The sequence below is a fragment of the Arthrobacter sp. Y3225116 genome (assembly GCF_059091245.1).
Genome location: NZ_JBNHGL010000024.1, coordinates 1 through 26,724, shown reverse-complemented (window position 1 = coordinate 26,724; position 26,724 = coordinate 1). Strand labels below are relative to the sequence as shown.

Annotated in this window: 27 protein-coding genes, 1 pseudogene and 1 riboswitch; of the genes and pseudogenes, 15 read left to right on the top strand and 13 right to left on the bottom strand. The window is 63.0% G+C overall.

All coding sequences use genetic code 11. From position 1 onward, the window contains the following. Window positions 1-911 (bottom strand): thiamine pyrophosphate-binding protein (locus AC5RV2_RS04590; RefSeq protein ID WP_494091381.1); only part of this gene is annotated, 911 nt, incomplete at its 3' end. A 187-nt stretch (window positions 912-1,098) separates the two neighbouring features. Beyond that, window positions 1,099-1,992 (bottom strand): phosphoserine phosphatase SerB, encoded by an 894-nt coding sequence (gene serB, locus AC5RV2_RS04585; protein ID WP_494091380.1) that lies wholly within the window; start codon window positions 1,990-1,992, stop codon window positions 1,099-1,101. 106 nt (window positions 1,993-2,098) lie between these two features. On the opposite strand from serB, the gene AC5RV2_RS04580 reads away from it, so the two are divergent. From AC5RV2_RS04580 to AC5RV2_RS04555, 6 genes are all read left to right on the top strand, one after another. Continuing rightward, the gene (locus AC5RV2_RS04580; protein WP_494091379.1) at window positions 2,099-2,887 is read left to right on the top strand and encodes an ABC transporter ATP-binding protein; all 789 of its coding nucleotides are present in this window, start codon (window positions 2,099-2,101) and stop codon (window positions 2,885-2,887) included. Between the two features lie 14 nt (window positions 2,888-2,901). Continuing rightward, window positions 2,902-3,678 (top strand): sulfite exporter TauE/SafE family protein, encoded by a 777-nt coding sequence (locus AC5RV2_RS04575; protein WP_494067783.1) that lies wholly within the window; start codon window positions 2,902-2,904, stop codon window positions 3,676-3,678. Beyond that, window positions 3,675-4,571, top strand: coding sequence for a TrmH family RNA methyltransferase (locus AC5RV2_RS04570; protein ID WP_494091378.1), 897 nt, complete (start codon window positions 3,675-3,677; stop codon window positions 4,569-4,571). The genes AC5RV2_RS04575 and AC5RV2_RS04570 overlap by 4 nt, the downstream gene beginning before the upstream one ends. A gap of 57 nt (window positions 4,572-4,628) precedes the next feature. Next, window positions 4,629-5,180, top strand: coding sequence for a hypothetical protein (locus AC5RV2_RS04565; protein ID WP_494091377.1), 552 nt, complete (start codon window positions 4,629-4,631; stop codon window positions 5,178-5,180). A gap of 88 nt (window positions 5,181-5,268) precedes the next feature. Beyond that, a complete protein-coding gene (locus tag AC5RV2_RS04560; protein ID WP_494091376.1) occupies window positions 5,269-8,331 on the top strand; it encodes a hypothetical protein in 3,063 nt (1,020 codons plus the stop codon). 533 nt (window positions 8,332-8,864) lie between these two features. After that, on the top strand, window positions 8,865-10,712 hold the full coding sequence (locus AC5RV2_RS04555; RefSeq protein ID WP_494091375.1) for a DUF7380 domain-containing protein: 1,848 nt from the start codon (window positions 8,865-8,867) through the stop codon (window positions 10,710-10,712). A 190-nt stretch (window positions 10,713-10,902) separates the two neighbouring features. Here the strand turns inward: AC5RV2_RS04555 and AC5RV2_RS04550 are convergent, their stop codons facing one another. The 7 genes from AC5RV2_RS04550 to AC5RV2_RS04520 form a co-directional block, all read right to left on the bottom strand. Then, window positions 10,903-11,436 carry a hypothetical protein gene (locus tag AC5RV2_RS04550; RefSeq protein WP_494091374.1) on the bottom strand — a complete coding sequence of 178 codons (534 nt, stop codon included), beginning with the start codon at window positions 11,434-11,436 and terminating at the stop codon, window positions 10,903-10,905. Between the two features lie 482 nt (window positions 11,437-11,918). Next, entirely contained in the window at window positions 11,919-12,257 is a 339-nt protein-coding gene (locus tag AC5RV2_RS04545; RefSeq protein ID WP_494091373.1) for a hypothetical protein, read from the bottom strand. Beyond that, window positions 12,254-12,733 (bottom strand): DUF6650 family protein, encoded by a 480-nt coding sequence (locus AC5RV2_RS04540; RefSeq protein ID WP_494091372.1) that lies wholly within the window; start codon window positions 12,731-12,733, stop codon window positions 12,254-12,256. The genes AC5RV2_RS04545 and AC5RV2_RS04540 overlap by 4 nt, the downstream gene beginning before the upstream one ends. Window positions 12,734-12,868: 135 nt before the next feature. Next, the gene (locus AC5RV2_RS04535; protein ID WP_494091371.1) at window positions 12,869-14,215 is read right to left on the bottom strand and encodes a hypothetical protein; all 1,347 of its coding nucleotides are present in this window, start codon (window positions 14,213-14,215) and stop codon (window positions 12,869-12,871) included. 128 nt (window positions 14,216-14,343) lie between these two features. After that, the gene (locus tag AC5RV2_RS04530; protein ID WP_494091370.1) at window positions 14,344-14,970 is read right to left on the bottom strand and encodes a hypothetical protein; all 627 of its coding nucleotides are present in this window, start codon (window positions 14,968-14,970) and stop codon (window positions 14,344-14,346) included. Continuing rightward, on the bottom strand, window positions 14,967-15,821 hold the full coding sequence (locus tag AC5RV2_RS04525) for a hypothetical protein (protein WP_494091369.1): 855 nt from the start codon (window positions 15,819-15,821) through the stop codon (window positions 14,967-14,969). The genes AC5RV2_RS04530 and AC5RV2_RS04525 overlap by 4 nt, the downstream gene beginning before the upstream one ends. Window positions 15,822-16,082: 261 nt before the next feature. Continuing rightward, window positions 16,083-16,580, bottom strand: coding sequence for a recombinase family protein (locus AC5RV2_RS04520; protein WP_494091382.1), 498 nt, complete (start codon window positions 16,578-16,580; stop codon window positions 16,083-16,085). A 308-nt stretch (window positions 16,581-16,888) separates the two neighbouring features. Here AC5RV2_RS04520 and AC5RV2_RS04515 point away from each other — a divergent pair. The 5 genes and pseudogenes from AC5RV2_RS04515 to AC5RV2_RS04495 form a co-directional block, all read left to right on the top strand. Next, window positions 16,889-17,257: pseudogene (locus AC5RV2_RS04515) on the top strand (TrmH family RNA methyltransferase); the annotation flags it as partial. A 105-nt stretch (window positions 17,258-17,362) separates the two neighbouring features. Next, window positions 17,363-17,620 (top strand): type B 50S ribosomal protein L31, encoded by a 258-nt coding sequence (locus AC5RV2_RS04510; RefSeq protein ID WP_493978504.1) that lies wholly within the window; start codon window positions 17,363-17,365, stop codon window positions 17,618-17,620. 146 nt (window positions 17,621-17,766) lie between these two features. Beyond that, window positions 17,767-18,258, top strand: a complete 492-nt coding sequence (locus AC5RV2_RS04505; RefSeq protein ID WP_494091368.1) for a hypothetical protein — start codon at window positions 17,767-17,769, stop codon at window positions 18,256-18,258. 90 nt (window positions 18,259-18,348) lie between these two features. Beyond that, complete coding sequence (locus AC5RV2_RS04500) at window positions 18,349-19,089, top strand: tyrosine-protein phosphatase (protein ID WP_494091367.1); 741 nt, start codon at window positions 18,349-18,351, stop codon at window positions 19,087-19,089. 1,276 nt (window positions 19,090-20,365) lie between these two features. Then, complete coding sequence (locus tag AC5RV2_RS04495) at window positions 20,366-20,935, top strand: DapH/DapD/GlmU-related protein (protein ID WP_494091366.1); 570 nt, start codon at window positions 20,366-20,368, stop codon at window positions 20,933-20,935. 9 nt (window positions 20,936-20,944) lie between these two features. Here the strand turns inward: AC5RV2_RS04495 and AC5RV2_RS04490 are convergent, their stop codons facing one another. Together AC5RV2_RS04490 and AC5RV2_RS04485 are read right to left on the bottom strand one after the other, a co-directional pair. Further along, the gene (locus AC5RV2_RS04490) at window positions 20,945-21,790 is read right to left on the bottom strand and encodes an HNH endonuclease family protein (RefSeq protein ID WP_494091365.1); all 846 of its coding nucleotides are present in this window, start codon (window positions 21,788-21,790) and stop codon (window positions 20,945-20,947) included. Between the two features lie 313 nt (window positions 21,791-22,103). Further along, window positions 22,104-22,484, bottom strand: a complete 381-nt coding sequence (locus AC5RV2_RS04485) for a hypothetical protein (RefSeq protein WP_494091364.1) — start codon at window positions 22,482-22,484, stop codon at window positions 22,104-22,106. Between the two features lie 121 nt (window positions 22,485-22,605). Here AC5RV2_RS04485 and AC5RV2_RS04480 point away from each other — a divergent pair, with 121 nt between their 5' ends. Then, window positions 22,606-22,890, top strand: a complete 285-nt coding sequence (locus AC5RV2_RS04480) for a hypothetical protein (protein WP_494091363.1) — start codon at window positions 22,606-22,608, stop codon at window positions 22,888-22,890. Between the two features lie 45 nt (window positions 22,891-22,935). On the opposite strand, the gene AC5RV2_RS04475 is transcribed toward AC5RV2_RS04480, so the two are convergent. Continuing rightward, window positions 22,936-23,493 carry a DinB family protein gene (locus AC5RV2_RS04475; RefSeq protein ID WP_494091362.1) on the bottom strand — a complete coding sequence of 186 codons (558 nt, stop codon included), beginning with the start codon at window positions 23,491-23,493 and terminating at the stop codon, window positions 22,936-22,938. Between the two features lie 277 nt (window positions 23,494-23,770). Beyond that, window positions 23,771-23,838: riboswitch (guanidine-III (ykkC-III) riboswitch) on the top strand. Window positions 23,839-23,848: 10 nt separating this feature from the next. Here AC5RV2_RS04475 and AC5RV2_RS04470 point away from each other — a divergent pair. From AC5RV2_RS04470 to lplAB, 3 genes are all read left to right on the top strand, one after another. Further along, window positions 23,849-24,163 (top strand): DMT family transporter, encoded by a 315-nt coding sequence (locus AC5RV2_RS04470; protein WP_494091361.1) that lies wholly within the window; start codon window positions 23,849-23,851, stop codon window positions 24,161-24,163. Between the two features lie 9 nt (window positions 24,164-24,172). Then, entirely contained in the window at window positions 24,173-24,508 is a 336-nt protein-coding gene (locus AC5RV2_RS04465) for a DMT family transporter (RefSeq protein WP_493999679.1), read from the top strand. A 284-nt stretch (window positions 24,509-24,792) separates the two neighbouring features. After that, complete coding sequence (lplAB, locus tag AC5RV2_RS04460; RefSeq protein ID WP_494091360.1) at window positions 24,793-25,854, top strand: lipoate-protein ligase LplAB; 1,062 nt, start codon at window positions 24,793-24,795, stop codon at window positions 25,852-25,854. A gap of 28 nt (window positions 25,855-25,882) precedes the next feature. Here lplAB and AC5RV2_RS04455 read toward each other — a convergent pair whose 3' ends face one another. Beyond that, entirely contained in the window at window positions 25,883-26,536 is a 654-nt protein-coding gene (locus AC5RV2_RS04455; RefSeq protein ID WP_494091359.1) for a dihydrofolate reductase family protein, read from the bottom strand. Between the last annotated feature and the right edge of the window lie 188 nt (window positions 26,537-26,724).

The following is a 26,724-nucleotide window of genomic DNA, read 5'->3' as shown; positions in this document are numbered from 1 at the left end:
GGCGTGATGGCCGGGTCGCCGGGTTCCGGTGCCAGCGGGGCGATCCGCAGCCGGGTCGGGCCGCCCAGCGCCTCCATGGCGGCCCCGGCGACGTCCTCCGGCAGTGCCTTGCCGTGCCAGCCGTCCCTGTCCTCCACCGCGGGAACGCCCTTGCCCTTGACCGTGCGGGCCAGGATGACGCTGGGCCGGTCGGTGGTCTCACGCGCCGTCGCGAAGGCTTCGTTGATGGCGGCCAGGTCATGGCCGTCGATCGGCAGCGGCTGCGCGCCGAAAGCCCTGATCCTTGCGGAGTACCGATCCAGGTCCCAGCCCAGTGCGGTCGGCCCGTTCTGGCCCAGCCGGTTCACATCCACGATCGCCGTCAGGTTTCCCAGCCGGTAATAGGCGGCCTTGTCCAGCGCCTCCCACATGGATCCTTCGGTCATCTCGCTGTCCCCGCACAGGACCCACGTCCGGTAGGGGAGCCGGTCCAGGTACTTGCCGGCCATGGCGATGCCGACGGCCACGGGCAGCCCCTGGCCGAGCGATCCGGTTGCCACATCCACCCAGGGCAGGGCCGGCGTGGGATGTCCCTGCAGCCGGCCGCCGAACTGCCGGTAGGTATCGAGCAGTTCCGTTTCGTCGATCACTCCGGCGGCACGGAACATGGCGTAGAGCAGCGGCGAGGCATGCCCCTTGGAGAACACCAGATGGTCGTTCGCGGCGAGCTCCGGCCGCTGCCAGTCATAGCGCAGGTGGTTCGCCAGGAGCACCGCCATGAGGTCGGCCGCCGAGAGCGACGAGGTGGCGTGGCCGGAACCGGCGCGGGTGGTGGCCCGGATGGAGTCGACCCGCAGCTGCGCCGCCAGGCGCCGGCACGTCTCGGCCACGTCCGGATCCAGGGTGGCGGTTGGTGTGGAGTGCGTGCCCATCGCTGGTTCTCCTTCACGGCAGGTTCCGGGAACCCCTGCCCGGAGTCCGGCAGCCGGGGCGCGGTCCGGGGAGGTTCAACCGACCCTACTCCGGCCCGTGGCCCTGCGGTAGGGGCCGCGTCCGGCGGAAACCGGCAAGCGGAAACCGGCCGGCACGGGATTGCGGGTCCGGCCGTCGCGGGCGGGGTCAGACGCCGGCGAAGTAGCGGGCCACATCCAGGTAGGGGATGTTGATGGCGGCGTCGGCGGCGGCCCGGACGGCAGGCTTGGCGTTGAACGCAACGCCCAGGCCGGCGGCCGCGAGCATGTCCAGGTCGTTGGCGCCATCGCCGATGGCAATGGTCTGCGCCAGGTCGATGGCCTCCGCGGCGGCCCATTCGCGCAGCGCTGCCTCTTTGACCGCGCGGTCCACCACGTCGCCGTCCACCGTGCCGGTCAGCAGCTCCGCGTCGATGCCCAGCAGGTTGGCGCGGTGGTAGGTCAGCTTCAGCTCGGCGGCCAGCGGATCCAGGATTTGGCTGAAGCCGCCGGAGACCACGGCCACCGCGTGGCCGGCGGCCAGGAAGGCCTCCACGAGTTCCCGGGCGCCGTCCGTCAGCCGCACCGCGGCACGGACACGGTCGATCACGTCGAGTGGGAGGTCCTTCAGGGTGGCCACCCGGGCGTGCAGGCTCTGGGCGAAGTCCAGTTCGCCGCGCATCGCCGCCTCCGTCACGGCGGCCACCTCCTCGCGCTTGCCCGCATGCTCGGCCAGCAGTTCGATGACCTCCTGCTGGATGAGCGTGGAGTCCACGTCCATGAGCAGCAGCTTGCGCTGCGGCCCGGCCAGCGACGCGTCCATCACGGCCGTGCCCAGGTCGTCGGTAAGGACGGGGGCCAGCGCCGCCCGCAAGGCTGCGACGCCGTCGGAGGCTCCGCCGTCGTACTCCACGGTCAGGACGGTGACCTGGAAACGGTCGTTGGCCGCGTTCTCCAGCTCGCTGATGCTCCCGCCGGCTCCGGTGACCGCTGCCTGCACGGCAGCGAGGTAGGCGTCGGGGAGTTCCCGGCCGTAGGAGACGACACGGAGGAGCGAGGGCATGGTGATTCCGTTCTACGCAAAGCTTGAGGGAGGGCCGGATCCATCATGGCAGGCTCCGGCGCCGCGTTTGGCGAATACTACGCGTTTTAGCCTACTGTCTACTGATATGAGCGATGTACTTGAATTTGCCGGGGTCACTGTTGTCCGCGGGCGGAAAACCCTGCTCGACGGCATCGACTGGCAGGTCAAGGAGGGGGAGCGCTGGGTAGTGCTCGGCCCCAACGGGGCGGGCAAGACCACGCTGCTGCAGATCGCCGGCGCACGCCTGCACCCCACCCGCGGGATCGCCGGGATCCTGGACGAGACCATGGGCAAGGTCGACGTGTTCGAGCTGCGGCCGCGGATCGGCTTGGCCTCCACGGCGCTGGCGAGCCAGATCCCCGAGCACGAGCAGGTGCTCAATGTGGTGGTCACCGCCGCCTACGGGGTGACCGGCCGCTGGCGCGAACAGTACGACAAGATGGACGAGCGCCGGGCCTTCCGGCTGCTGGATGCCTGGGGCATGTCCACCTTCATGAACCGCACCTTCGCCACCCTGAGCGAGGGCGAACGCAAGCGCGTGCAGATTGCCCGGGCCCTGATGTCCGATCCCGAACTGCTGCTGCTGGACGAGCCGGGTGCCGGCCTGGACCTGGCCGGCCGCGAGGATCTGGTGCAGCGGCTGAGCGAACTGGCCCGGGACGAGGACGCGCCGGCGCTCGTGCTGGTTACCCACCACCTGGAGGAAGTGCCGCCGGGCTTCACGCACGCCATGCTGCTGCGCGAGGGCGGGGTGGTGGCCCAGGGGCCCATCGCCGAGGTGTTGACCGAAGAGAACCTGAGCACCGCCTTCGACATGCCGCTGAGCGTCAAGCACGACGGCGGCCGCTACACTGCCGTAGCCAAGCGCGCCTAGGCGGCGCCTGCCTCATGGATGTGCTGAACGCTGCCCTTATCGGGCTGGGCGGGCTGTGGGCCGGCACCATCAACAGCATTGTCGGCTCCGGCACGCTGGTCACGTTCCCCATTCTCGTGGCGCTGGGCTATGCGCCGGTGACCGCGACCATTTCGAACGCGATGGGCCTGATCGCCGGCAATGTGGGCGGCGTCTACGGCTACCGGCGGGAACTGGCCGGGCTGCGCCGCACCCTGGCCATCCTGCTTCCGGCCTCACTGCTGGGTGGGATCACCGGCGCCTGGCTGCTGCTGCACCTGCCGGAGGAAGTCTTCGGCGTGGCGGCCCCGTTCCTGATCGTGGTGGCCCTGCTGTTCGTGGTGTTCCAACCGAAGCTCCAGGCCTGGGTCCGTGACCGCCAGGCCGCGCAGGCCCGGACCCGGCCGCGGCCGTGGCTGCTGCTGGGGCTGGTCTATTTCGCGGGCGTCTACGGCGGCTACTTCGTGGCCGCGCAGGGCGTGCTGCTGGTGGGAATCCTCGGGGTCTTCCTGCACGGCACCCTGCAGCAGGCCAACGCGGTAAAGAACGTGCTGGTACTGGGCGTGAACATCATCGCCGCCATCTCCTACATGCTCTTCGCGTTCGACCGGATCGACTGGCCGGTGGTGCTGGTCATCGCCATCAGCTCGCTGGTCGGTGCGCTGATCGGATCCGCCGTGGGGCGCCGGCTGAAGCCGGTGGTGCTGCGCGGCATCATTGTTACCCTTGGCCTGGTGGCGCTGTTCGTGCTGGTCAGGAACCTCTTCGCATGAACCTGGTGCGCCTGGACTCCGCCGCCGACCCGCGGGTGGCCGACTACGCGCAGCTGACGGACACGGCGCTGCGCCGCCGCCGCGAGCCCGCCGAGGGGATGTACATCGCCGAAAGCTCCAAGGTGCTGCGCCGCGCGATCGCCGCCGGCCACACCCCGCGGTCTTTCTTCCTGACCGACAAGTGGCTGGACGACCTGCGCGACGTGATCGACCGGTTCCCCGACGTTCCCGTGTTCGTCGGGACGCCCGAGGTGCTGGAGGCGATCACCGGATTCCACCTGCACCGCGGGGCGATGGCCGCCATGCACCGGCCCGCGCCGCTGCCCGTCGAGGACGTGCTGGCCGGTGCCCGCCGGGTGGCCGTGCTGGAGGACATCGTGGACCACACCAACGTCAGTGGTCGCAAAATGAGTGATGCCTCGCTGACGGAGGCTGCTCCGCATCGGTCGAGGATCGCGGTCCTGGAGAACCTGACCGATCATACAAACGTAGGTGCGGTCTTCCGCAGCGCCGCAGCCATCGGCGTCGACGCTGTGCTGGTCTCGCCGCAGTGCGCCGACCCGCTGTACCGACGCTCGATCCGGGTGTCAATGGGCACCGTGTTCCAGGTGCCGTGGACCCGGATTGAGTCGTGGCCTGACGACCTTGAGGTCCTCAAGGAAGCTGGGTACTTCGTGGCCGGTATGTCGCTCGGGGAAGGGTCCATCACTTTGGATGAGCTGGTCGCGCAGGACCATCAGAACTTGGCGCTGGTCTTCGGCACCGAGGGCGAGGGATTGAGACCAGAAACGGATCAGGTACTCGACGCGCGCGTGACGATTCCGATGATGAACGGCGTCGACTCGCTCAATGTCGCGGCCTCGTCTGCAGTGGCGTTCTACGCTACGAGGTAGCCAATGCCGGACGATAGCCGCAGGAAGCGTGACCACGACTTCCGGGAGAAGAGCCAAATGATACCAACCACTAACGCTGGACTACACCTGGCGGATTTCTCCCTGGACGCGCTCCGGTGCCGCGAGGAGGGCTACGGATTCGCGGAGTTCCGGCGGCTGGCCAAGGCCAGGGAACTGCGCTGGCCCGATGACGTGCTCGACCGATGGGTGTTCGACCACGCCGGGTATGCCCCCTTCCTGAATGACTACGGTGAGATCGACCTCAGCGGGATCGATTGGCAGGTGGAGACCTTGCCCGTCGAAGACTTTGTGGCGATGCCGACAGGGCCCGCCGATGGCAATGCCATCGAATGTTACGAAGCTGATCCTGATCACTCGATCGCTGTGCGCAAGCACGACGTACACATGGGCGCGAAGCTCTGCTGGGATACCCACGGGACTTGGAAACGGTGGCCCATCGTGCTCGACCGGGACCTGATCAATCCAGGTGATGAAGGTCTTCAGCTGGTCGAGGGCCGGACAAGAGTGGGCGTCCTTCGTGGCCGCCTGTTGCGCGGGCAACTTGTCGCTGAGAAGCACTTGGTGTGGATCGGCAGGCCACGGACATGAGCAGCCGCACCAGGTGCCCCGCCGTGGAGATCGTCACACCTCGGGAGATCAAAGGAAGAAATCGGTACCAATCCAGGAGCCTCAGACGTTGAACTCTCCTACCCAGCTGGCCAATCAGATCCGGTTCCACCTTGAGAGCATCGGTGAGAATAACGCCCATCATGCGTTCGAGCAGCTGTGCCTCGGACTGACCCGCCGCCGCATCGTGAGCAACGTCATGCCGGCGACTGGTCCTGTGTCCGCCGGCGGCGACGGAGGCCGGGACGCTGAAAGCTTCTGGACCGTTGTGGCCAAAGAACTGCCCGACACGTCCTTCTTCACCGCCCTCGCCACAGAAGACGCTGTGGTCCTTGCAGTCACTGCCCAGCGCACCAAGATTCCATCCAAGATCAAGTCTGATCTGGCGAAGATCGGCGGCAAGGGTGCACCGGTCGACCGTGTCATCTATTTCACCATCAGGCCTGTCGACACAGCGAAAAGGCATGAGCTCCAGGAACATGCACGCAGCGAGTATTCGATTGCACTGGACATCTGGGACGCGCAGGCGATCGCAAACGAGCTTGCCAGCCCTGACTTGTTCCACCTCGCCGTCGAATTCCTCCATGTGCCGTCCTCGCTCGCGCCCGAACGCGAAGAGTCCGATGAGGAGTTCCCCGAATGGTACCGCGAGGAGCGCGACCGCTGGCGGTCGCCGTCCGACCTGTCGGGCTCCATGGGGGAGATCGTCGACCTGAGGGAAGGCCTTAGGTTCTCCAGCCTGAATCCTGCGGCGCGTGCCGACCTTCCGGACTGGCTGGCTGCGGCGCATATGCTGCGGAACGCGGCGGGTGGGCACCCCAGCGTCCTGAACCGTGTCGACTACGAGATCGTCATCGCAACCGGATTCGGTCTCAACACGTTGAAGCCGGTTGACGCAATCCTCCGTGGCTACTTCGACCGGCTTGCATCCCAACCATGCGATTCCGGCGTTCTGATCGACGCCATCACCCTGCTCCGGCTCGTACAGGCCACGATGCCAGCTGGCGGAACCACTATCAGGGCTGATGAAGCAGGAGCGTGGAGCGCTGAGTTGGAGCGTTTGCTCGAAGCCGGGCTGGCCGCCGCGGCAGGTTCAAACGCGAAAGCAGGTCTGCTGGCAGCCGGAGCGATCCTCGCCCTTGGGGCTTCCGATGTGACACTGGAAGATCTCGAGGAAGCCGCCGGCCCTGGCCCCTGGCTGTCAGAGGTCCACCAGAAGCTGAGCGCCGCCAGGCGGGAAGGACGCGCGTTCCCCGCCGTGCCGTCCGATGTGGAGCTGCGCGACCTGGACGGCGGCATGCGGTACCTGGTGGATCTCGTGGAAATCCTGCCGAAAGCACCGATGGTACCGCTGGATGATCTCATGTCGATCTTCGACCTCACAGCGCCCGCCCTGATCGATCACCCGGACTTTTCCAAGGTGCGGCAGACGCTGGACAACGTTACCGTGGAGCGCTCCGGCCAGGCCGCGGCCGGCGACCGGGCCCAGCGTCGTGCCATGGCATTGCTTGAAGGAGGCCGTCCCCTGGAAGCCCTCCGGGAGATTCACTCCGCAAAGCTGAACTGGCTCAACGGCGACACCGCGGAGGGAGCGGCCATCATGATGCTGCTCGCGTCAGCGGTCTACAGCGACCTCGGACTGCCGCTGGCGGCGAAACAGTATGCAATGAGTGCGGCGATGATCGCCAAATCAAGCGGTGGCCCCGATCTTGCCGTCCTCATGGCCCGGGGAATCATCCTGGCTGCCACCTATGAACACCAGGCCGGCCAATGGCTTACCGCAACTCAAACGTTCAGAATCGGAATCTGGGCCCAGGCTCAGCTCGCGGGAGACCCCTGGAGCTTCGATCGCTATCCGTACTTCCGGGACATGCTACTAAACCAGTGCCACATCCTCCGGGCCGCAGCCGCCCTTCGCCCGGCACTGGCACCCGCCATCGAGTCGATTGTCCAGTCCACACAGCTTGACCAACTCGTGGCTCCCATGCTGGCTTCGGTGGCGCACATTGACCACCCCGGAGAAGACGAGATCGCCGACGCGGCCGACCGGGACGGCCTTGGGCGGCCATTCTCCGATGCCGGCCCGGTTCGTGAGTACACCTGGGGCGCACTTGGCAACGTGTGGATTGTCACGACCACAAACGACCGCTCGCACGTTCTGGCAGCCGAACGGTTTGTTGCTGCCGCACAGATCACTCTTGCTGACCTCGCCGGGGAAGACCTCCTTCTCATCCCAGGTGAGATCCGTGTAGAGGTTGACGTCGCCAACCAGCCCGTCGAACCCGGATCGGTCTTTACGGCAGCGTCCGGACGCAGTGGAGACACAACCCGACACCTGGTGACCCTTACCCGCGGAACCGGAACGGCCGAGGCGGTTCAACTGGAGGTTGCCTCGGCTGCGCTCCAGGTCATCGTCACTCAGTCCCTGCTCGGACAGCAGGAATTCGTCAAGGTGATGAACCGCACCTACGAACACAACCTGCCGAACATGCTGACCTGCGTACGGCCGTATGACGAACTCGTCGACCTTCACAAAGACTCGTTCTATGACGAAATCAGCGGATTGGCCGAAGGCCTCATTGGAGCCGATAAACCCCGCTCGCCGCAGCCTGACGCCAGGCTGCGCGGAAAGCTGCCGCAACACGCCGCGGCCTACGACCATGCCGAGGTTCTTGATGCCATTGCCAGCCGCTACGAGACGATGCGGCCGCCGGTGCGGCTGACGCTTCAGCGTCTCTCCAAAGACCAGCAGTTCATGGACGTCGTGGCATCACTGCGTGCCCAGGGATGGAAGGATTGGCACCTTCTCCTCGCAGTCGTCAACATTGTGGTTAACAATCGGGCACGATGCGTGGGTGTGAATATGACCGCACTCACAAAGGACGACATGGAACGGGTGCAGAGCCTCCTGCGGGCGGAGGAGCGCTTGGACGACCCGATGCCGCCGCCAAATGTCTTCACTGAGGACAGGATGTGGGTGCACCTGGCGAACGCTGCGCTCACGACCATTCGCGGGTGGGGACTGGAGCTGCGCCTCCACCGCTTTGAGCCGCGAGCTTTGCTGGCAGTGTTGGGCGACCGATTCAACTACTGGGACGACGATATTGACCATGACCCGATCTTGTCCAAGTAGCGCCAAGTCCGGCATCGACGAAGAATTGGCCATCGGACTTGCGCTCGGCCTCAGATGGCCTGTCCCGGCAACGGTCATTCGCCTTTCATGGTCGAGCAGTTCAAGCGTTGGCAAGCTGTGGAGGTCCGCGGCGAGGATCGGGGCGGACCTCGTCGGATGCTCTGGAGGTCGGCGAGGACAGCGAGTCCTCCCTATAAGTAGGTTGCCACAGCTTGAAGGGTAGCGGGCGGTGCATTGCTGCGGAGCCAAGTCTTCATTGCAGGGGTGAGAAGGGTTCACGCCGTGGCGATCCGGGCGCGGTTATTCCTGTGTCCGGCTACAACATCGAGCAGCCGCCGCTACCGGTACGGCGACCGGGACGTAATCACGGGCTAAACGGGAAGTTCTGGCTGCTGTCTAGGGGCGGGCTGCGAACAGGAAGCCATTAGCAGGTGAGTCAGTGGTACCAGGGCGTGGCTCTCAGCTGCTCGCTGAGAGCGCCGATAGTCTAGGAAGTCGCAGGAAAATGCAGGGGCCTGAGGATAGGACGATTTATGTCAGACAAGGAGCGCGAGGAGACACTTGCTCTGAATGCTGAGGCTTTTGACTGGAGTGCGCTTGATGACGCGCTAATAGATTGCGCCACAGCGGATTACTACGAGATGCATAAGGCTCTTCGATCAACAGACGTAGACGAAGACCTGACGGAACATGACAAGAGGATCTTTCACCTCTTGTCTGAGATCTGTTTTCTGCATTTTGCTGCTGCCAGTCGCAATATGCCGTATGCGCCGGCCATTCAACTCGGCGACCGGCGCTCCTTTTCCCTCGATGACTTGACCCCTCAAAGCTTGGCGTTCCTCGTTTCCGCCGCTCCCCGAATCGTGCGCCCTGACCTCCGCGGCAGAGTCTGGGACATTCTTTGGTTGAAAAGAAGAGATCTGGGGATCCGTACAGCGTTAGCTGCCATCGAGGCCTACTCCGCGGTTAACCTTCCGGCTACCCAAACTGTGAGAAGCCATTCCATCGTGGACTGCTGGGATCGGGCGCTTAGCCTGGCTCGTACGATTCGCGGGGCCGACGTTGCAGTCATAGAACCCCTTGAAGCGAAAATCAGCGACGCCCTGAGTCAAGCACTGATCGACTTCAATACTCTCGCTCGCGAATTGTCTTTGCTTTCTATTCGCTACGGCTTGGATGCGGATAAGCGAGAAGATCGGTCGCAGGCATTTCGGGCGATGGCTAATAAGCTGCGGGACGAAGGCGGGCACTTCGCAGAACGAGTATTTCTGCAGGCAGCTTCGGATTGGGAAGCTGCCAATGGGCGTACCGGTGACTACTGGAACATAGTCCAGGCTCTCGCCCTTTCGCATGAATTGGAAGCAACCCAAGAAGAAGAATCGGCGGAACCCAGCTACATTCGCATCGCGACGATGCTTGAGCAAGCGATACAGCAATACAGGAGGATACCTCGCCAGTTTCGCGCAGAAGGCTTCGAAACGAGCCTAACTGAATTACGGCAGCGCCATGCGGCCGCTGGGGCACGGGCGGTCGAGGAGATGTCGCTCATTGAATCGGATCCCATTGACCTGTCGGAATTGGCTGAAGAAGCGAAGTCTAGAGTCTCCGGTAAACCGGTCCTCGACGCGCTCTACGGCTTAATCTCTCTTTTTCCGATTCCTACACGCGAGGAACTGCTGAGCGCGGAACGGGAACAGGCGGCAGAGGGGTCTTTGTCAAGCATCTTTCCTAAGTCCATTTTGCACGAAGATGGGCGCGTGATAGCAAGAGTCCCGGCAGCTGACTCTACCAATGATGAGGACGTCATCTTAGTTCGCGCGATTGAGAACTACTCTCGTAGGATCGAGATAGTCGTGCGGGGTGCCATTATTCCTGGACTAGAAGCCTTTAATCAGGAGCACTGCATAAGGGAGAGAGAGTTGCTGCCCCTGGTTGCAGAGTCGGCAGCAGTTCCTCCTGGACGCGAAGCCTTCTTTACGAAGGGGTTGGCTGCAGGTTTCGATTGGGATTTTATGAGCAGTTCTCATCTGCTAATACCGCAGCTGGAAGCATTCTTGCGCTATCACATCAAGGGCAGGGGCGGGGACACAACCGTTCTCAATCCTGAGGGCATCCATACGGAGGCTTCATTGGGAACTTTGCTGGAGATGGAACAGACAGCAGACATTTTAGGCCCCAGCATGACCTTCCTATTCGACGCCTTCCTGGTGAACCCGCACGGCCCTAACTATCGAAATGTCCAAGCCCATGGCCTTATCGGAGAAACTGGGGCCGGGGGAGTGCACTCGGTTTTTACCTGGTGGCTGTGCTTGTACCTCGTGATTTTCCCTTTTTGGGCAAGCGGTAAGAGCGGAGTCAAAGGAGATCAGAAGGCAGACTGAGACCTGCTGGCATCAATGGCCCGCCCGACCTGCGTTGCGCCTTCGGAAGCGCGACACTCTGGGTCTAATGGCCATGGCAAGGGGATCAAGCACGTTGCGGTACGCAGCTTTGGACCATGTACGTCGAGGCTCGGGAAGAAGCCGCCGGCAGACCGAGAATGGCCTAACCCCAGGTTTCGTGCTTGCTTCCTTACCGCGGAAGCCCCGGAACCCCTTGGCGCACTTTCTCGACAAACTCACTGCGTTTGTTGCCGAGCGGAAAGGGGATCGCTTCTTCATGGAGTAGCGGAAGACGTGCAACTTTGAGTGGACCGGCGAGGAGCTCAAAAGTCGGGGTATGACATATGACAATTCCGTCAGGATCAAGTTCACGGACGCGCTGGACGCAATCATCAACGCTCGCTCTGAGGGTCGCCCGGCGTATTGCGGGAGAAACCGCGTTGACCGGTCGTGATGCGAGATCAATCAGGTACACGCCGTCATCACGAAGGCGCGCTAGCCAAGGCTCTTTAATATCTCCTTTGGTCAGCTTGCCACTGTCGTAGAGAGCTGCAACGACGGATCTGAAGAGATTATCCCTCTGGTCCAACGGCTCAGAGTAAAAGAACCGACGGTTGCTTGGGACGCCACCATCATCGGGTGCTGACTCACCGATGAGCAAGAGCCGAATATGGGACGGCTTCCACTGCTCGCGAAGCGACTGGTACCACTCTTCCTCGACCATTTTCCCACCCCTGATGAAATTTCTGCGGCCAGCTTGTGGGCGTAGCCTATGCCCTCGCAGCTTCGTAGGCGGCATCCCGGATAACCGTCGAGGGTCCGGACCAGACCTCGGTGATTGCCTTGGTCAAGGCCGCACGCACTCTACCCTTCACCCTCGGCTACCGGCGATGGAGGGTTAACTGAGCGAGTGGGCAATGTGAAACGGCCCGAGAGGGGGTCCTCTGAGCGCCATCGCTGGCAGGTGAGGTCGCCCTGTGATGGAAGGTTTCCGGCAAGAGCCCGGGCGTTTGGCATGGTGTCGATGACGGACGCGAACAGGTCAACGGATTCCGTCAGATGCGTTGCGAGGTCGGAAACGAGGATGGCTGGGTGTACGCCGCCCTGGTGATTCGGCAGGAGCCACCGAGCCGATGGGTTGGGGTGTCCTCCCCAGGCGGAGCGTTGCTTGTACTCGCTGGCTTTGAACCCTCCGGCTTGCCTCATCTAACCCGGCCGAAATGACTTCTTGATTCGGTTAGTGGAGGCGCTTAACCATCGCTGTCGTTGCGTCGGGTCGTCCCGAAATACCGCCATGAGGTAATGGGCTTTAACGCTCTGTCGAGTAAGGGCGACGGCTGCGTACCAGCGCTCACGGTCGAACGCGTCGGCCTCTTGGCCGAGTTGACCGGCCATCTGCGCCACGAGCGCGATGGCCTCGGCGACCCGGTCCTTCGTCGTCCAGGCACTAACCCAAAGACTGTCTCCCTCGTCGGCGAGCCAATCGGCCGCAAGGTGACGGACGCGAGAACGGAGGTCACGCATGCAGTCGCTGTCGCCGCTCATTCCGAACCACCGTCGAACCTCTCGAAGAACCAGCCTGCCTGGTCCGGAACGATGCTGGCGAGTTCTTCAGAGACTTCTAGGCCGTACTCGGCCGCCAATTCGCCAATCTGGATACCCGCGAGCCCGCGCAACCGACCGAGCGCCATGGACAGCGGGTCGGTCCCCATCGGCCTGGAGCGCCGGTCCCAGTCGTCACCCGATGGACCGATTTCGTCCATGAAGTCCCGGAACAGCCTCTGCAGCAGTTGGACGCGGCGGATCATCTCCGGTCCGATCTCAGGGTTATCGAGAAGTTTCGAGAGTTCCTTGCGTGCGTGGTCAGCGGACCCGACACAGTGCTCCTCGATCTCTACCGAGAAGTCCTTCCAGAGTATGCGGCGATCACCCAGCAGGTTCAGGACCCGTCGGGCAATCTCCCGATCGTCGTCCCTGCGCTCCCACTGCGCCCCGCCAAAAGGAGCCGATACACCCGTCATCCGATACCTAGCCATGTGACCATCGTGCCCGAGTACCGAGACCGAGGCTGGACGACCCGCTAACTAGCGCGACGCTTTCCCAAGCCGGAACTCAGCCTGCTCGCGCACCCACGCCGAAAGGTGCGACTATTTGCCTTAGAGGAACGTCCAGTTGAATAGCTCACCGGCATCTAGGAGGTCTGCGGCTGGGACCGTGAACTCGCCTCTTGTGACCTCATCATTGCCTTCCTCAGTAAGTACCCACGTCACGGTCAATGAACTCGCCTCAGGGTCCCGTGCCAGGAGCACATAGTCATCTTGGTCGCTAGTCCACGGGGCGTTGGGCCGGAACGAGTCGGGCCTGAGGGTGACTTCGACGTCGTGGCCTTGGTTGGTCCAGCTGACGGGATAGCCACGCGGCGTGATCCTGTAATCCGAGAAGTCGGGTCCCAGCACGTAGCGGCTCGGCTGCCTCACGATCGGTTCCACCACCTTCTCGAAATCGGCATCGTCGGCCTCGCGGAACTCCAGCGCCTCACAGCCGTGGATCGTCACGATGAGGTGGGGCTTGGCGACGAACCTGTCGCGGCTGACGACGCGGATTCCTGCACCAGGCAGCGCGACGGCGAGGAAGTGCTCTCGACCTTTTGCGATGTTGGTGCTCTTCTCATTCCGCCACGAGTCCAGACGTGCTGCACGCTCCTCTGCCGTTCTGGGCTCCGGGCTGCCGAAGAAGTTGGGCGGCGTTATGCTCAACAACGACGTGCTCCGAACCGGCTCGGGCATCACGCTAAAGCGTTCCTCCTCGAACTCGTACAGCCGGTCCATCAACTCGTCGACGCGAGCGACCCAACCGACGGAGCCGAGGATCGCAACCTCAAGCTCGATGGGTGGCTTGCCGCCGCCACGGGCCCGTTCAACGAGCGCCAGTACCTCACCGGCCCGGGCAGGGCGAGTATTGCTGGTGCCTCGCACGTAGATTGCGCCGTCCTTGAGGCTATCGCGGCGATCGTCGCCATCGAAGCTTTTGTGGCATGGGAAGATCGATTGCCCTTCCCGCGGTGGCTGCGCGACGATGAACAACACTTCGCGATGATCGTCGACGCCGATCCCGCCAAATTCGAAAGCAGGGAACTGAGGTCCGAGGTAGGGCCGGAGCCGGTCCTCCAACTCGTGTGCCTCGACGCCGCGGGGAATACCTGGTGCGGCGTCCTTCTGCGCGCCGATCACCAGGACGGCGTAGCCCCGGAAGTGGCGCTCGGCCTCCTTCGGTCGGCGGTTTGCCGCGCCCAGGAGGAACTTTGCAACCTTCGCCACGCCAGGCTTGCTGCCGAGGTCCAGGCAGCTCTTGACTTCCAGATAGGCCGTCTCGGCCTCGTCCCCAACTGCGAGGACGTGGTCCAGTATGTGTCGCAGGGCGCGTTCACCGAGGGGGAGACTGCCGGTGTCCAGCGTCATGGTCTTCGGCTGGGACGTGTTGGCCATAGTTGGATCGGCAGTCATGGATTGATCCTCTCATTCACACTCGACGCGACGCTCGCAGCGATTGATTGATAACGCCCCATTCAAAGGTTTGCGAACATCGACAGAGATGGTGGCTTGAACATTGCTCGTTCGAGCAGTCGGAGCGGTCATGACGAGGGTTTTTCAATATCAAGAATCGAGTGCACTTCGGCCGAGGTCAGCAGTAGATGCTCTGTCAAACCACGCATCACCTCCGCACCCGACGCAGTGAACTGTGCTGCGAAAGCATTTACCACAGCCCTGATGTCTTGCTCGATCTGCGACCAGTTCTCGTCGATTTTGGACATGACCCTATGGTGCAGCGCTTTAAAATCTGCCTCTGGCACTCCGTCAAGGTAATTGCCTGCAACTTTGAACCTCTCAACATCCTGAAGATAGCCGCCGTTGAGGGCATCCTGCAGAATTCTCCGTTCGGCTTCCACTCCCATTAACAACATTTCATAGGCATCATCAATACGGTCGGCCGCCCAACCATATTCAAAGTGCACCAGCTGCAGACCCCCGCCGATGAACCCATCATTCACCTTGGTTCGCTCCTCTGGTGGCGTGACCGATACGTCGACGAACTCAATGTTGAGCCTCGCCGCTGCAACGGCATGACCAGCCTCATGGACCAAGATATGTCTCAAGAGGCCGTGACGGACACAGTTGAGGCGGTCCCAACCATCCGCCGTCTTCTGATCAAACGGCTGATCGAGCCACTCGGCAGTAGCTTCTACAACATGTTCTGTCATGGGGTTGACGACCCATCGGTTATGCGACGCAGCATGTTCGCTAGCAGGATGACTGAGTCTGCGGCTACACCGGCGTATCGGCGGTTTATCGTGGCGCCATGTTTGACGCCCTGAGCTTGTTCAATCGCCGAGCGCACAAGTTTCCGGAGTGCAGCATTCTCCGACCCGGCAAGATCGACCTCGATCACTCGTTCCAAGCGGTTCTTCGTGCTGGCAACCGGAGGCTCTTCCTCACCGTCGAACAAGTGCCGTTCACGAACGTATGCAGCCTCAGAAAGGCGTTCCAGGATGATCACACAGTCATTGCCCACATTGCGGTAGTCCTGCTCAGTTCTTGCGTTCTGGAAGTGTCGCCGGAGTTCCGTGATCTCTTCGTCTACCCGGGTCCAACCGGTGCGAAGGTGCGACGTTACAGGATCGGCGAGAGTCGACGCGACGGTACCGGCCTCCAGATCAGCGAGCTGTTCGTGCAAAGGATCGAATAGCTCCGAGAGCATCTGCCGACGTGCCTGCCAGGAATTGGAGCCGTTGTTGTTTTTCCAGTAGCTGTAGAACCCATCGAAATCAAAGAACGGGGGTCGGAAGTCGACGCCTAAGCGCTTCAGTACCGCCCTTAGGGCAGCCATTACGGCGCGGGACTCATGAACCGAGATCCTGGGATTATTCTCAGTGCCGCGATTTCGATACTCGTCATGGACGAGTCTGGCCAAGGGGACGGCGATTTCGACGTCAGTAGCAGATTTAAGGGGTCCTGCGTGGACTCGCTCTATGAGGTCGGTGTTTAGCGTCTCCTGTTGACGGGCCCAAACATCGGCGGCCTCAGCCTCTTCGAAAAAGTCGTTCTCTCGCATCCTGAGAGTCTAAAACCACCTTGAGCAAAATACGGCTGGGACTCGGCAACCAGCGGGGATTCTGCGTAGCAAGTGCCCACCTCCTAACTTAACAATGAGCGGAGTTCCTGCCGTCAGATGGGTGAAGATTGCCAAGTTCCTTCTAACCGCTCACCTCAAGGCAACTTGGCGCTATGGAGTTTGCCCGACTGACTCGCTTGCTTGTTTTGCCTGCATACAGGCGCACGCAGCGACCGTGCGTGTGCCGCCACTAGGCCCTGGTTACATACGGCTTACGCGTTCCATGTCCGCGAGCAGGTTATGTACAGTTCCGACGGAGACGCCCAGCGATTGCGCGACCGCCCGTATGGATTCGCCCTTCTCACGGCGCGACAGGATCATAGCGCGCTTTTCGTCGTCAATCAGGCGAGGACGTCCGACGACGCTCCCACGCCCCTTTGCCAGTTTTAGGCCGGTCTTGATTCGCCAGCTCAGCATGCTGCGACGAAGTTCAGCAATTTCCTGCCCTGCGTCCAAGATGGATGAGCGTTCGATGTGAGTACCAGTAGCGATGTCTTCGAGCACTTTAACCACAACACCCTGTTCAACCAACTGGTTGAGCACTTCGAGGCCGTCGATCATGGACTGTGCCAGGTGATTGGCTTTCATGATCACGAGCACATCATTTGGCCCCAGGTAATCTAAGGCTGTCAGTAATTCTGGCCGGTTCTTGATCAAACGCCTTCGGCTTGCCGTTTCCTCGAAGACACTCGCCCGCAGATCGGATCCAGCGCGTCACGCTGGCGCTTAACGTCGTGGACGTCGCTGGTCACCCGAATCAGACCTATGAGAGTCAACGTGATGTGCACCGTCCATAAAACCCGTCTGCGTTCCAGCCTCAACGATACTTGGCTGGGATTTCCGGTCGCATCTTTGGTCTTCGAGCGCATAGGTTTTTTGAACGCCGAAAAAGTGATCCAACTACGCCGAAGAGCGCTCCGTTCCCTGCCAGCACATAGGGAAGACGTGGACTGCTGAAGCCTGTTGTTGGAGTATCAACGGCCAGGATCATACCCTCAGCGAGTTCCGAGCATGTTGCAACGCCTGCCAACGTGGGCGCGATCTTCCGGTCCGCTGCCGCCATGGGCACGGTCTTCCAGATTCCGTGGGCCCGGCTGCCGGAGTGGCCGGAGGGTGTTCGCCTGCTCCGCGACGCGGGGTTCACCACGGCGGCGTTGGAGCTGGCCGAGGACGCCATCACCCTGGATGAGCTGGAACGGCGCAGCTACGACAAGCTGGCACTGGTGCTGGGGACGGAGGGCGCCGGCGTGAAGGAGCAAACGCTCGACCGGATGGACCTGACGGTGATGATCCCCATGCGTGCGGGAGTGGACTCCCTAAATGTTGCGGCCGCCAGCGCGGTGGCGTTCTGGGCCTGCCGTGTCACTTCGACGTAAGCCCGCCGAATGCGGTAGAGTTGTGTGCTGGCCCTGATAGGGCTGCCATCTTTCCATCCTTCTAGCCGCTGGCAAAATCCAGGGGCGCGTAGAAAAGGTACAACTATGAAGTCTGATATCCACCCGGCATACGCCCCGGTTGTGTTCCGCGACCTGGCCTCCGGCGTTTCCTTCCTGACCAAGTCCACCGCGACCTCCAAGCGGACGGTGGAGTGGGAAGACGGCAACAGCTACCCGCTGATCGAGGTTGAAATCTCCTCGGAGTCCCACCCGTTCTACACCGGCAAGCAGCGCATCATGGACAGCGCCGGCCGCGTGGAGCGCTTCAACGCACGCTTCAAGGGCTTCGGCGGCAAGAAGTAACCCTTCTCCCCGCAAGCCTTCAGCGAAGCCCGCACCGTATGGTGCGGGCTTCGCCGTTTAACGCGCCGGCGTATTGGATCGGCGGGAGGGAGCCGGCGCGTCGGTACTTGAGGTCCCCGCGGCGGCCGCGGCGTTAGGCTGCTGACATGGCACCAACTCCATACCATCAAGCGGTCCGCACGGGGCGGCGGGACCATCGCGGCCCGCTGTTGGTATGGGCTCCGGTCGCGCTGGCCGTTTCCGCCCTCCTGCTCACGGGATGTGCAGCGGGGCCCCAGCAGTTGCCGGCCGAGGTCACCTGCACCACGCAGTACCGTCCGGACTTTGGCAGCAGCACCGGAGAGGAACCCGGCGAATTGGTCCTGCCCCGGGTCGACGGCCCGGCGGCGGACCGGGAGGAGCTGATGGCCGGCTCGTTCCGGCTGTCCGGAAGCTACACGGGGGATGCCCCGGACGGCCGCGCCGTCTCGCTGGCCATCACCGACGGGGCCGGCAACGCGCTGGCGAACATGCTGTACCAGCTGGAGGACGGCGTCTCCCTACAGTCCCGCTTCGCCGGGGGACACGGGTTCACAGGTCTGCACTACATCCGCGACGGAGAAGCCGAACTGCAGCTGTTCTGCGCCGCCGACGGGTAGGTTGCCGGGCGGGACTTGAGCGCGCGCGATCCCAACCGGCGAGACCGCGCACAAAGTGTGCGGCATCGCTCATCTGTAGACTGCCCTGTCATGAACAGGACACCGTGGGACGGAGCGTTCAACCTCAGCGACCTCGGCGGCATGCCGCTACGTGCAGGTGGTCTAACACGCCGGGGGCAGTTATACCGGTCCGGGGCGCGGGAGTACATGTCTCTCCAGGGCTGGGAGGATGCGCTGGGCTCCGGCCTCACCACCGTTGTTGACCTACGAAACCCCGGCGAAATTAAAAGGGAGCGGCATCATCCCGTTATTGACGGGAAGGTGTTCGAAGACCTGTTGATCGTTAACCTGCCGACCGAGGACCCCGACGACGAGGAGTTCATGCGGGTCTGCGGACCTCTGCTGGATCACACTGCGTCCTACCGGGACAATCTTGCCTTCTATCCCGAGAAGTTTGCGCAAATCTTCCGGACGATAGCCCACGCTGAAGGAGCGGTGCTGTTTCACTGTGCAGGCGGTCGCGATCGGACCGGAATGATTGCTGCCGTTCTCCTCGCACTAGCTGGAGTGCCGGCTGAAGCGATTGCCAGCGACTATGAGCGTGCGGTTCGCGACGTGGACAAGCACGCGCGCCGCAATCCGACCCACGGCAAGGTCAGGGTGTACTCCATCGAAGAGTTAGAGGACCGTATCGCGGAGCGACGGACGGAACTCATTACCTGGTTGGCAGGATTTGATCCCCGCGTTTATCTGCTCGAAGCAGGGCTCAGTCAAGAAGAAATCGAGCTTCTCAAAAGTCGCTTGCGACCTGCAGAATCATCGATGACGTAGCACACTCCGTGCGCGCGCCAGCTGGTTCATGGCTCGGTCTGCGGTGATACAAGAGACCAGCAGCCGTCTTGCGGCGAGCGATGCCAGATTTGCCGGGGCCCTTCCCCTTCGCGTGCGACGTCCGCGAGCCAGATCGTGGTATCGGGGTTCCACCCAGCGATGACACTAGCCGCGTCTGAATCGATCTGGAGGGCTCGCGCAGCGCCGTTGAGGTATGCCAAGACAGTCAGGTGTACGGCATCCCAGTCGTGGGCGACTCGTTCCCAGTCGGGAATTACCCATCGGCCGGCCCGTCCGGTAGTGCGGTACCAGTCGTGCCGGCGGGAGGCGGTAACGTCCAGCGGGAAGGCGCGGCACAGCCGGATCCAGTCATCGCCACTGCGGATCTCATACGTCCGGCCCACGCCACGGACCGGAATCGTGGTGGCAGCTTCCCAGCCAAGGTTGTCTTCGACGAGGTCCAGGCCTGCCGGAATCTGCCCGACGGTCTGGAGCAGCCCCTGCGGGAATGACCACCACCTGCCGGACCAGGGTGCCCCCGGGTCATCGCGTCGATCTCTCGCAGCCCGGGCTTCTTCGGCTCGCTCTCCACGTCCCCACTCAGCCAAAGTTCGCTGCGGGTCTCTGGGCAGCGGCGCCGGGTCCTCCGCGGATCGCCAGTCAATTGCCCACTGGCCGGTCCGGCGAGGCTGACCCCATTGCCGCCCCGTCGACGAATCCATGACCTGCTCGGCCACGGGGTAGAGGGCGGCAACGACGGCGGGGTGCCCGGCGAGCACGTCTTCCCCCTCCGGTTCCTGCCAGTACCTGGCCGACCCGACGGCTGGTTGCAGCGCCGATTGGATGAGTACATCGTTCAGGGCACCCGGATCGAGGGAAGCAATCGCTGCCGCAAACTCTTCCGGTGATGCAGGGGCGGAAGCAACACCTTGACCGGCGGTCAGCAGGACCGTTGACGAGCCCTTTCCAGGATCCGGTTCGTATGCCAGCCCGAATGCGGCCGTTCTGACGTCCGGACTGACCTCCTTCGCCAGCTCGAGGCATAGGCGTCGCCCGCGCGGTCCCTCAAGGAGCAAGTTGGCCCGGTTCTGCATTCGATCATCGTCGCATCTGGTGGGGCCGTGTGGTGGGTTTCCGACGGCGACGCGGCCAGCCAACTCATGCCAGTGTCCCCGAGTGGAATGCCCGGGAGGGTGCCGCCATCTGCCGGCTGCAACATACGCTGGATGCATGCCACGCCTGGGCGAACTCTTCCGGGATGAACATGAAGGACACCATGGAACTCGAAGATCTCCTTGAAGCCCTGAACGCCGGCCAAACCATCACGGGGGGCTCGCCATTGCATGCCGTCATGCACCGGGTCAGCCAAGATGCGCTGCGTATTACCGGCGAGCTTAATGGCGCCTATCAGGAACCTGCGCGGGTGAGGGAGCTGTTGACTCAGCTGACGGGCAAGCCGATTGACGAATCCGTGACGGTTTTCCCGCCTTTCTACGCCGACTTTGGGAAGAACATCACGCTCGGGAAGAGGATTTTCATTAACTCAGGCTGCAAATTTCAGGACCAGGGCGGCGTGGTGATTGGTGACGACTGTCTTATCGGGCACAACTCCTTGTTGGCCACACTCAACCACGCCCTTGCGCCGAGCCGCCGCGGGGACATGCACCCGGCTCCCATCGTCATCAACCGCAATGTCTGGATCGGGTCGAACGCCACCATCCTGCCCGGCGTGACCATTGGGGAAAATGCCGTCGTGGCGGCCGCTTCCGTAGTCACGAAGGACGTGCCCGATAATTCCATCGTTGTGGGTTCACCCGCACGTGTGGTGCGCTCCCTTTCCTCCTGAACCCCCCGCTCAGGTGCGCCAGCGGAGGCGGCTGTCCGTGGAGGACGCCTTGCAGGTGTAGGTCTTGCCATTGGTTTTGCCGATGCCCTTCTTGCCCTTCATGGACGAGGCGCAGAAAGCACCGGGGGAGACCTTCAATGCAGTGGAGGGCTTGGCGGCCTTAGTCGGCGTTGCCTTGCTGGCCGGCTTGATGGCGGTGACCTTCACCGTCTTCTGCCCGGGGCAGGAGGTGAGGACCCGCTTCATGGCGGCCTTCTCTGCGGGAGTGACCGACAGGGCGTACTTCTTCTTGACCGCGATTTGGGTGGCGACGAGGGGACAACGGAAGGACTTGTTCTTGGGCAGCCACGCACTGGCCTCGCGGTCGCCCTTGGCCCGATTCGCGGAGGCATCCACGGCCAGCAGGTTCAGCGGGTCGTTGGCCAGAGCGGTGCGCTGGGCGGTGGAGAGCTTCTGGGCACCGGACACCCAGGCCTGGCCCAGAGCCACGACGTGGTCGATGTCGACCTTATTGCCGCCGCGGACGTGGCTGATGGTCTTGCCGGTGTAGGGATCCTTCAAGGTGCCGGAAGCGATGACGCAGTTATTCGTGCCGGGCTTAAACCTGTCCTTGGTGAGGTCGCGCTTAAGGATATCGTTCCGGGTATCACAGCCGTTGTGATCGGTGTCCTTCCACGAGGGTCCGAACTTGCCCCGGGAATAGCCGGTCTTGGCGGCCTTGCCCTTGACCGGCAGGGAGTTCAGCACCGAGGAGGCGCTCGGCCCCGTGGCCTTCGGCCCGAGGGCCTCAGCCGGGGCTGCGGCCGTGAACCCGCCAAGCAACAGGGCTCCGGCCGTAACGATGGAGGCCAGCATTCGGCCCGGATTCTTGCGCAAGTATTCCCCCCAACATTTCCGGCAACAGTCAAGCACGGATTCAGTGCGATTGCCTGGGAATTATTTTGCCATACAAAAGGCCTGCCTTTGTGCGGCAGGCCTTCATTTCTACGTCGAAGATCCGGAGCTCTTCGACTATGCAGACGGGAATGGCCCTCACGCAGGCCGAAATCCAACTGATGATAAAATCAGGCAGGGCGAGTAGGAAAGTGGTTTCGCTTGGCTGATCGCAGGTTGTTGGAATTTCCGGGAAGGCGTTGCGGAGAAGCTGCGGCAGGAATTGTCTATACGGCTAGGGGCGGTGCCGTTCCCCAGAGACGTCGCGGGGTGAGCCTGCGTCTGCGTTCTTGAGGGCCTCAAGGAACTGCAGCCGCTCATCATCATCGATGACCAACTCTGCATGCGTTTCTCGGGGAGGGGCGAGGAGCCGTGGGCCCGTGTAGGTGGCGCCGAGGTATATATCATTAGGAGTCTCTCCGGGCTCCGCCATCGGTTGAGAGATGCTCTTTCTGCCCCCGAGCGCAAGCCTGGCCACAAGTACCACCACGGAGATGAGCATCAAGCCCTCGATGGCATATCCTCCCCATTCCGGATATCCAAAGAAGGACAATCCGGCACTGACCAAAATCATGCCGATGACTAAGGCAACCGCGATGTTGAATGTTCTACGCATTGCCCTCTTCCGGTTTCGGCCTTCCAGCGCCCAGACTTTCTGATCAGGGTATCCCGACAGGGCTTATCATTCGATAATTTGAGGAGTGGCCGTCCGTTCAATGTCCCAAGGAGTCCACAGCATGCACCGTAAACGCAGTGAAAGGGGCCAGCAGTTCAGGAAAAAAATCCCCGTTGCGGTAGCCTTCGCATACGGCATCTCCATGATGTTCCTTGGACTGGTGTTGGCCTTGTTTACCTGGATTGGTTTCGGGGGAATCAGCGAGGCCGATCAAGGACTGCCTCCTTCCCCTCTCAGGATCGGTTTCGTTCTGCTTTTCCTCGGGTTAGGCGCGCTCGGCTTCCTGGTTGCCTTGATATCGGGCCTTCAAGCAGCGTGGCGCCTGGCGCAACGGCGTGCCGGATAGCCCCCTGCCGCGCAGGATCTCCCGCTGGGGCACGGCACGCCGTTCTTAACCCGGCGGGTCCTGGCCGACGAGCCCATCCACCGACTCCCGAATGAGGTCGGCATGGCCGTTATGGCGGGCGTACTCCTCGATCATGTTGAGCAGGATGTAGCGCAGATTCGGTAGTTCAACGTCGGGGTCGGAGACGACTATGCCCCGTCGTCCCATGCCGCCGTCCCTCAGCGCCTCGCCGAACAAGGCACGGGAGCGCGCTACGGCGTCGCGCCATTGTCCATACAGCTGCTCGGGGGAGTCATCGTGGGCGGAACGCCAGTCCCAGTCGGGGGCGCTGTCCCAGTCAACGGCGTTCCACGGTGGGAGTTGGGCGCGGCCATTCAGCCACTCGGTGGACATGTCGTCCTCGAAGCGGGCCAGGTGCTTGAGCATGCCGCCCAGCGTCATCGATGAGGGGTTGAGCTTCTGTTGCAGGCCGGACGTGTCCAGCCCGCCGGTCTTCCACGCGAAGGTTGCGCGCTGCCGCTCCAGAAAGCCCAGCAGGGTAGCCGTCTCGTCGCCGGCGATCGGCGGCTCGGGATTGCCCTGGTGATAGATCTCCTCGTTCACCGGCTGCCTCCTCCTCTTCCTTTAGAGTGACCGGGTCAATAGAGAGCCCTTCGCGGCAGCCAGGACTTCGACCGCACCGCCCACGTCCTCGCGCCGTTGCACCCGCTTGCGCACGACGGTAGCAATGCGGCTCCCCAGGTTCGATGCCTGTGGGGGATTCGTGCGCGGGAAAGCGCAAAACAATCCGGGAAGGCCATCAACGACCGAGGCCGGGCCCCAGGCCGGTGAGGTTGGCCACCAAAGCTGCGCACCGGCGTCGTGCTTTGCTATTTTCTAGTTCAAGACCTGTTTCCTGAGGTCTCCGGACGACGGTTCAGTACCCGGTGTGCGACAAGACTGGCCAAAGGAATCATTCATGGAATGGCTGATACTTGTTTTGTCCGGTGTGTTGGAAGCAGTGTGGGCCACGGCCCTCGGCGCATCGAAGAATTTCCGCCGGCTCTGGCCCACCCTCATATTCGTGGTATCCATGGCCTTGAGCATGGCCGGCCTGGCCTACGCCATGACGGCCATACCGGTGGGGACCGCCTACGCGGTCTGGGTCGGCATCGGTGCGGTGTTGACCGCGGCCGTGGCCATGGTCACCGGCGCCGAGAAAGCGACGTTGATACGCGTACTCCTCCTGCTGGGCATCATCGGCTGCGTCGTCGGCCTCAAGGCGATCGGTTAAGGGGCTGCCATGCATTGGACTGTTTTGTTGATCAGTGCCGTCCTGGAAGCTGTGTGGGCAACAGCCCTGGGGATGTCGGACGGACTGAGCCGCACGGGGCCCGCCGTGGTGTTCTTCGTGGCGCTGACCCTCAGCATGGTTGGCCTGGGCTATGCCATGCGCGGCATCCCCATTGGCACTGCGTACGCGGTATGGACCGGCGCGGGGGCGGCATTGACCGTCGGCTACGCCATGCTGTTCGGTGGAGAACCGGCGAGCGTGCTCAAACTGCTCTTCGTTGCCGGGATCATCGGCTGCGTGATCGGGCTGAAGCTTGCCGACACGGGCGACGGAAAGAAGGCATGAAAAAGCGCCGACGGGTAGTGGAGAGGTTGGGGGGAGTTACTCCATACCCGCCGGCGCTTGGACCGGGCACGTCCGGCCCCTCTTTCACTCGCACCGTGATGAGGTGTCTATGACACTACGAGGGGGTTCTGGGCACAGCCCCGGCAGCAGCTGGGAGGAACCTGAGTCCCGCGCGGACGGGCTGCCCACGGGCCTTGATTAGACTGGGAAAACCGTCGACCGCCGCCGCCTGGCGGCCGGAACCGTCCCCGCCACGATAGCCCCAAGACAGCCAAGGAGCGCACATGACCGACCACCGCCATGGAGAGTACAAGGTCCAGGGCGGCAAGCTCGTGGTCGTGGACTTCGAGGTGGCGGACGGACAGATTATCCGGCCGTCCGTCAGCGGCGACTTCTTTTTGGAACCGGATGAAGCACTGGCGGACATCAACGCCGCGCTTAACGGGATGAGCATCGAAAGCACCCACGGCCACTATGCCGGCGCGATTAACTCCGCGTTGCGGCCGGACGCGCAAATGTTCGGCTTCTCGGCCGATGCGGTTGCCGTGGCCGTGCGCCGCGCCCTCAACAAGGCCACCGGTTGGCTTGACCATCACTGGCAGGTTATTCCGCCCACCCCGCTGCCGACGCACCTGCACGTCGCGATGGACGAGGTCCTGACCCGCCAGGTGGGGGCCGGGAAGCGACCGCCGACGCTGAGGTTCTGGGAGTGGGAGGCACCGTCGGTGGTGATCGGCAGCTTCCAGTCGGTACGCAACGAAGTGGACCCGGACGGGGTGGAACGCCACGGCATCACCGTAGTGCGCCGGATCAGCGGCGGCGGCGCGATGTTCATGGAACAAGGCAACGCGATCACCTACTCGCTGTACCTGCCGCAGACCCTGGTGGACGGGCAGAGCTTCGAGGCGTCCTACGCGTACCTCGACGCCTGGGTCATGGCGTCACTCGAGAAGGTCGGCATCAAGGCGTTCTACCAGCCGCTCAACGACATCGCCACGCCGGAGGGCAAGATCGGCGGCGCGGCGCAGAAGCGGCTGGCCAATGGCGGGATGCTGCACCACGTGACCATGTCCTACGACATCGACGCGGACAAGATGACCGACGTCCTTCGGATCGGCAAGGAAAAGATCTCCGACAAGGGCATCTCCAGCGCCAAGAAGCGCGTGGACCCGCTGCGCCGGCAGACCGGCCTGACCCGCGAGGAAATCATCGAGGTGATGATCCGGACCTTCAAGGACCGCTATGCGGCCGAGGACAGCGGTTTCTCCGAGGAAGAGCTGGCCATGGCCCGGGAACTCGTGGAGACCAAGTTCGGCACGGAAGAATGGCTGCACCGCGTACCGTAAGGGTGTGCGCCGGAGCCGCGCGGACGGGCTACCGGTCAGTGCTTCTGACCAGACGGGCGTGTGCCGCGGCAGGCGAAGCGGCGAACTCGACACACTCATAGCCGAGAGCGGCGGCGTCCAGGTTGTCGAACACGCGCTCGCCGGAGCCCAGCAGAACGGGCACCATGGCCAGGTGCAGTTCGTCCACGAGCCGCGCCCTCAGGTATTGCCGGACGGCGGATGCGCCGCCGCCGAGCCGGACGTCCTGCCCGGCGGCGGCTTCGAAGGCCTGCCGCAGGGCGGACTCGATCCCGTCGTCGACGAAGTGGAAGACGGTCCCGCCGGCCATGATGATGGGCGGCCGCGGGTAGTTCGTCAGCACGAAGACCGGATGATGGAACGGCGGGTCTTCGCCCCACCAGCCCCGCCACTCGTCGGCGGGCCACTCCCCGCGCACCGGCCCGAACATGTTCCGGCCCATGATGGTGGCCCCGATGCCCTCCTGCCCGGCCTCGACGAAGTCGTTGTCCACCCCGGTGGAACCCCCGCCCTCGCCGCCCATGCGCTTGCCGGCCGCGGTCCGGAACACCCACTCGTGCAGCTGTTCGCCGCCCACTCCCAACGGGTCCTCCACGCTCTGGCGCGGGCCGGCTGCATAGCCGTCGAGCGAGACGGAAAAATTGTGCACTCGCAGTCTCGGCACGATTCCTCCTGCTCCTGACCCCGGGCGTCCGGGGTCCTGGCCCCTGGAAGACGACAGCCTATTCCACGGAGGCGGCGCAGGGAACCGTACGGCGGCTATCGTCCCGCCAACGGCCGCCGATGCACCTGCAGCCGCTCGCCCGCCGTCGTCCTTCGTCGTCCGCTCGGCCGCTGGGTGCGCTCAGCCCC